Source organism: Rossellomorea vietnamensis (assembly GCF_008180415.1).
Taxonomy (GTDB): Bacteria; Bacillota; Bacilli; order Bacillales; family Bacillaceae_B; genus Rossellomorea; species Rossellomorea vietnamensis_C.
On sequence record NZ_VTEI01000033.1, the window covers coordinates 1 to 5,734 of the forward strand.

Here is a 5,734-nt window from a genome sequence, read left to right on the forward strand (position 1 = left end):
TAGGAGTCTGGGCCGTGTCTCAGTCCCAGTGTGGCCGATCACCCTCTCAGGTCGGCTACGCATCGTTGCCTTGGTGAGCCGTTACCTCACCAACTAGCTAATGCGCCGCGGGTCCATCTGTAAGTGGCAGCCGAAGCCGCCTTTCCACTTTTCCTCATGCGAGGAAAAGAACTATCCGGTATTAGCCCCGGTTTCCCGGAGTTATCCCAGTCTTACAGGCAGGTTACCCACGTGTTACTCACCCGTCCGCCGCTGAYTTCAGGGAGCAAGCTCCCATCARTCCGCTCGACTTGCATGTATTAGGCACGCCGCCAGCGTTCGTCCTGAGCCAGGATCAAACTCTCCGAAAGAAGTTTGACTTGCTCATTTGCTATTTTTAAAGTATTAGCAACTTTGTAAGAAACATGTTCTTACTAGATTTACGTTGACGTTTTGTTTGTTGTTTTGTTCAGTTTTCAAGGTTCAATCGACCAGAAGTCTATCATAACATATCGTTTCGTTGTTGTCAACTTCTGCGAACAACTAATTTATAGCTGCTATTTATTTTCTATCACTCTCTCGTAGCAGCGACATTTATTACTATACCATTCTACTTCGTAGAAGTCAACATCTATTTGTTTATTTTTTCTTTAACGGCAGCGATGTTTAAAGCCGAATACCTAATATATCATCTCTGTATAACTATATCAAGGTTTTTTCATAAAAAAGAGAGAGTACTATATTCGTACCCTCTCTGCGTGAGTTAATTCATTGATCATCTATCTTTACTAAACGTCTTTTGAATAGCTTCTTCAAGAGCCAGTTGTTCAACCTTTGGTTTGATATACCTTTTGGTTACATTAATATCCTTATGCCCCGCAAGCCTTGAAACAACCTCAATGCTAACGCCTTTATCGACCAGCCGCTGACAAAAGGTGTGGCGAAGCTTATGGGGATTAACCTCAAATTTCTTTAATATGTATTGTATAGATCTTTCTGTAAGTCTCTCATTTGTTCTCGAGACAAACAGCGCTGTTTTGACTTGTGAGATTTTGATATATGTTTTCAAGTAATCATTTGCTTCTTCTGATAACGGGATGATTCTTTGGGCTCCAGTGGGAGTATTAACTTCCAAAGTTTTCGCCTCCAAATCGACATCTGATCTATCCAGTGCACATAGTTCCGATACTCGGATGCCTGTATGCAGCAGTGTGTACACAATTGCTGTATTTCTGCAATTAGCATCTTCTCTTACTTTTTTCAGTATAGACTCACATTGTTCGTTGTTTAAAGTTTCGATTTCATTTTTCTTTTCTGCCGTTTTGATTTCTATTTCTGCTGTAAGATCTGGTCGCTTTAAGAATTTAGAAAACGTTCGAATGGCGCCAAATATCTTATCATTGGTTATTGGACTTCTACCTTGATTCTCTAAGTAGTTTATGTAACTCTGCACTTCATTCCGGGAAAATTCATTTAGAGTCAGTCCTTTGGTTTGAAGCCAGTCCTGGTATTTCTTCAGTTCTCTTTGATAAGTTGTTACTGTGTTTGCTGACTTTCCTTCTTTTCTTAGCCAAACTGAAAATCTATCGATAATATCATGAGAATGTTCCAAGATTAACACCCCTGAGAAATAGACTTGGTGATTTTATGGTAAAGGCTTTGATATGGGAAGTCAACTTCTGCGAAAATAGAGAGTGTAAAGATGCAGGTCCGTTTTAAACCCTCTTACTGGAATTACCCTCATATCACACTAAAGGCAAGTGAATGTACTCTTTACACTCGATTCAAATTATGTAAATCTAGGCACCTTCTTTATTGTTAATAAATGCCCCTCTTCAAGTAATAATTGTTCAAGTTCGGCAATCTCATGCAGCAATACTTTTGATCTACTCCGAACCTTTAGCTCCACTCGGTTTGAGTTCAATAAGTTAGCTACTTGGATCGTGCAAATCTTATAAGGGGCAGTATGATTTTGGATATATTGCAGCAGTGCCTGGAGCTCCCACTCTTTTTCAAGACCATTAATATTCTCTACTTGAATGGGGTAATCAAATCCTGAAACCAACTCTAGTGCTGACATTGCAATACCAATAGTTCCATTTCCTGATCCCAACTTTTGATCTGATGCTAAATAATAATAAGTCATGCAATACCCCCCCTGCCATAAGTTAAGATTTTCTCTTAATTAAATTCACTTACTATATTGATCGGCTTAGCCACATGTAGATTAAATCGGCAGTAACTGGAAATCATTGAAACGATTATATCAGATTATCATTCAGGGATTCTTTTTTACTCATCAGCGAAAGAAAGAAAAAGACTCGTCTATGGACGAGTCTTTTTCCATGGATGCTTTTGAAAAATTGCTGCTGTAGAGAGTGCAGGTGATCTTCAACCTCCTAACTTGCTAAAGGATGTTTTTTTAACCCTTTTAATTAGAGGGTTAACATATTTGGTCAGCCTTCTATTGAATTATCTTTATCAACTCTTCTAATCCCCCATCATCATAAAATTTCAGGGTATTTATTTTACCTGTATTATAAATGTTGACTCTTCCTGTGACCTTAATATCTCCTTCTTTAATATCTCCTTTGTAATAGTGCACATTAACGGTAAAGTTGTATGCACCATCCGTTTTTTCATCTTCTTTGACATTTATTTTATCTGCTTTCAGTTGATAGCCTTTGTAATAGGCTAATTGGGTAAAAGTAAGCTGGTTGGTATTTATATGGCCTTGAAATGTATTTTCTTCAAAATAAGGTTGATAAATATTTTCATAATAGGAGTATAAATCACTTTGGTATTCTTGAGCTTTGTCTTCTTCTATATAGGAATCTTGATCATCTAATATCTTTTTCAACTCTTTATCAGGTCCAGAGAATACATTATCTAGAACCGTTTCTATCGTTTCAACATTTTCATCCTCGGGAGCAGCTTGTTCCCACAGTATTTTTTCAGCTATGAGATATCCTCCACCTACAAAGAAGATCATAATGAAGGCAGCAGATAAAAGATGTATGGGCCAATTAAAGCCTCTGCCTATACCTTTCTTTTTCTCGATACTATGAAAGAGGTCTGAATATACCTCCTCTTTATCAGATTCTCCCATAGTGATGGAATCAAGTGATTTTAGAGTTTTGTCATATTCCTTGTTTTCATCATATTGTTTCATGATCATATCCCTCCTTTTGCAATTGAGTTTTCAAGGCCTGCAATCCCCTGAATAGAGTCGTTTTCACTTTACTTTCTTTCCACCCAAGAACTTCAGCCGTTTCCTGGATTGACAGTTCTTTGATCTTTCTCAATATAATGACTTCCCGATACGATCTCTTTAATTTGCTTAAGGCGTTATACATTTGTCGTTCAGCTTCACCTAATTGCAAAATTCTTTCTGGAGAATCATCACTTGAAGGAAAGGCCATAATGTAATCGGCAAAATAGCGAATGGGTTTTCTTTTACGCATAAAATCTATGGTCACATTCCTGGCAATACGATACAACCAATTCTTGTCGCTCATTTCTCCTTTGAAATGCGACAAATGATTATAGGCTTTAAGGAAGGTATCATGTGTTAAATCTTTAGCTTGTTCATGGTCTCCTATCATAACTAGTATAAATTGATAAATCGCATCGCTATATTTCTGGTACCACTCACTTATCCTTTGCTTTCTAACCTCATCTTCCATATCTCACACCCCGCTTTTCATCTTACTTTCCAAGGTCTTTGGTGCCTCACCCTAAAGACGGCCGGATTACCAAAAAGTTTCACTTTAATTTTGCAGAGATTATGTAATCAAGTATGCAGGCTAAAAAGCCTCTTTTATTTTGCAGCAACCCGACCTTGTCCAACCATATTGGGATAAACTGATTTAATGGCGTGGCTGCATGTTTTCTCGACCATTATTTAAGGTGGGTTCAGTTTATTGGCCAACTAAGGCTCTGTAATGACGTTATAACTGAATCCAAGATGAGTGATAAAAACAATTTATTCTCAATGGATGTGCCCTGTGATAAACTAAAATTATCATTTTTTTCCAAATGGGCACTAAAGAGTATTCATTTAAAGATTTGTTTAACTAAAAAATTTTTAATGTTTAATGATTTTACGGAGGGTGACTGATTTGCAAAACGTACCGAGGTTTAAACCTGAATATATTACTATTTCATTAATGTTATTAGTAAGCATAGTTTTACTATTAACATTACTTTCTGGTCTATCATCAATAAAAGAGGCAATTACTTTTATATTAATCATTGGATTGCTTTCTTCTTTGACTACAGATATTAAGAAAAATTCATTTCAAAAGAAACCATCTACTACCGCTTATAAGTATGCTGTCCTCATATTTTTGTTCTCTTGTTTAAGCTTTTTCTAGTTTCACAACGTGAGGACATCTCTAAGCTCAAAGGGATCACTCATGTACCCAGAGACTCAGTGTGAAGACATATCTACTCCGAAAAGGGGGCACTCATGTATCCAGCGTCCCAACGTGAAAACATATCTATGCCAAAAACAAGTCACTCATGTATCCAGAGACGCAACGTGAAGACATATCTATGCAAAAAACAAGTTACTCATGCAACAGAGACTCAGCGTGATTCCATATCTATGCCGAAAAGTGGGCACTCATGTAACCGGAGAAAATCTATTAGGGAGATTTTTCGAAAATAAAAAAAGAGCACCCTCGGGTACTCTTTTGATCGCCTGGCGACGTCCTACTCTCACAGGGGGAGCCCCCAACTACCATCGGCGCTGAAGGCTCTGACGGCGTTGAGCGGCGAATCTCTTCGTCCGCTTCGCTCGTTTGCATCCTCATGGGCGGCTGCCCACTGCGGTGTTCACTCCCTCGCGTCCTCGACCTTCTTGCTCCTCCCCATCCTCGCTCCTGCGTTTTAAGAGAATCTATTTTGCGGATCTCCCTTTTTTCAAATACAAAAAGAGCACCACTTCGGGTACTCTTTGGTTTGCCTGGCGACGTCCTACTCTCACAGGGGGAGCCCCCAACTACCATCGGCGCTGAAGGCTCGGACGGCGATGAGCGGCGAATCTCTTCGTCCGCTTCGCTCGCTCACATCCTCATGGGCGGTTGCCCACTGCGGTGTTCACTCCCTCGCGTCCTCGACCTTCTTGCTCCTCCCCATCCTCGCTCCTGCGTTATAAGAGAGTCTATTTTTGGGGATCTCCCCCTATTATTTGAACACAAAAAAAGAGCACCACTTCGGGTACTCTTTGTCTTGCCTGGCGACGTCCTACTCTCACAGGGGGAGATCCCCCAACTACCATCGGCGCTGAAGAGCTTAACTTCCGTGTTCGGCATGGGAACGGGTGTGACCTCTTCGCCTTAGTCACCAGACCTATTTTGTTGAAAGAACATCGTTCTCTCAAAACTAGATAAAGTATTAGAAGAAAGAAGAAAGTATTCCGAGTTTCGCTAATTCGTGGTTAAGTCCTCGATCGATTAGTATCTGTCAGCTRCACGTGTCGCCACGCTTCCACCTCAGACCTATCTACCTGATCATCTTTCAGGGATCTTACTCACATAAAGTGATGGGAAATCTCATCTCGAGGGGGGCTTCATGCTTAGATGCTTTCAGCACTTATCCCTTCCGCACATAGCTACCCAGCGATGCCTTTGGCAAGACAACTGGTACACCAGCGGTGCGTCCATCCCGGTCCTCTCGTACTAAGGACAGCTCCTCTCAAATTTCCTGCGCCCACGACGGATAGGGACCGAACTGTCTCACGACGTTCTGA

4 protein-coding genes and 3 rRNA genes are annotated in these 5,734 nt (G+C 40.3%); all 7 read right to left on the reverse strand.

The window, feature by feature from the left end; translation table 11 throughout:
* A 16S ribosomal RNA gene (locus FZC78_RS23200) occupies positions 1-350 on the reverse strand; the annotation flags it as partial.
* Positions 351-754: 404 nt separating this feature from the next.
* Positions 755-1,591, reverse strand: a complete 837-nt coding sequence (locus FZC78_RS23205) for a tyrosine-type recombinase/integrase (protein WP_187445074.1) — start codon at positions 1,589-1,591, stop codon at positions 755-757.
* 177 nt (positions 1,592-1,768) lie between these two features.
* Positions 1,769-2,125 carry a hypothetical protein gene (locus FZC78_RS23210; protein WP_148942427.1) on the reverse strand — a complete coding sequence of 119 codons (357 nt, stop codon included), beginning with the start codon at positions 2,123-2,125 and terminating at the stop codon, positions 1,769-1,771.
* A 318-nt stretch (positions 2,126-2,443) separates the two neighbouring features.
* A complete protein-coding gene (locus FZC78_RS23215; RefSeq protein ID WP_148942428.1) occupies positions 2,444-3,151 on the reverse strand; it encodes a hypothetical protein in 708 nt (235 codons plus the stop codon).
* On the reverse strand, positions 3,138-3,665 hold the full coding sequence (locus FZC78_RS23220) for an RNA polymerase sigma factor (protein WP_148942429.1): 528 nt from the start codon (positions 3,663-3,665) through the stop codon (positions 3,138-3,140). Before FZC78_RS23220 ends, FZC78_RS23215 begins: the two co-directional genes overlap by 14 nt.
* Positions 3,666-5,216: 1,551 nt before the next feature.
* Positions 5,217-5,333: ribosomal RNA gene (gene rrf / locus FZC78_RS23225) — 5S ribosomal RNA — on the reverse strand.
* Between the two features lie 85 nt (positions 5,334-5,418).
* Positions 5,419-5,734, reverse strand: a 23S ribosomal RNA gene (locus FZC78_RS23230); the annotation flags it as partial.

Coding starts and splice junctions, on each gene's coding strand:
- FZC78_RS23210 (WP_148942427.1), bottom strand. CDS start 2,125: ATGACTTATTATTATTTAGCATCAGATCAAAAGTTGGGATCAGGAAAT.
- FZC78_RS23215 (WP_148942428.1), bottom strand. CDS start 3,151: ATGAAACAATATGATGAAAACAAGGAATATGACAAAACTCTAAAATCA.
- FZC78_RS23220 (WP_148942429.1), bottom strand. CDS start 3,665: ATGGAAGATGAGGTTAGAAAGCAAAGGATAAGTGAGTGGTACCAGAAA.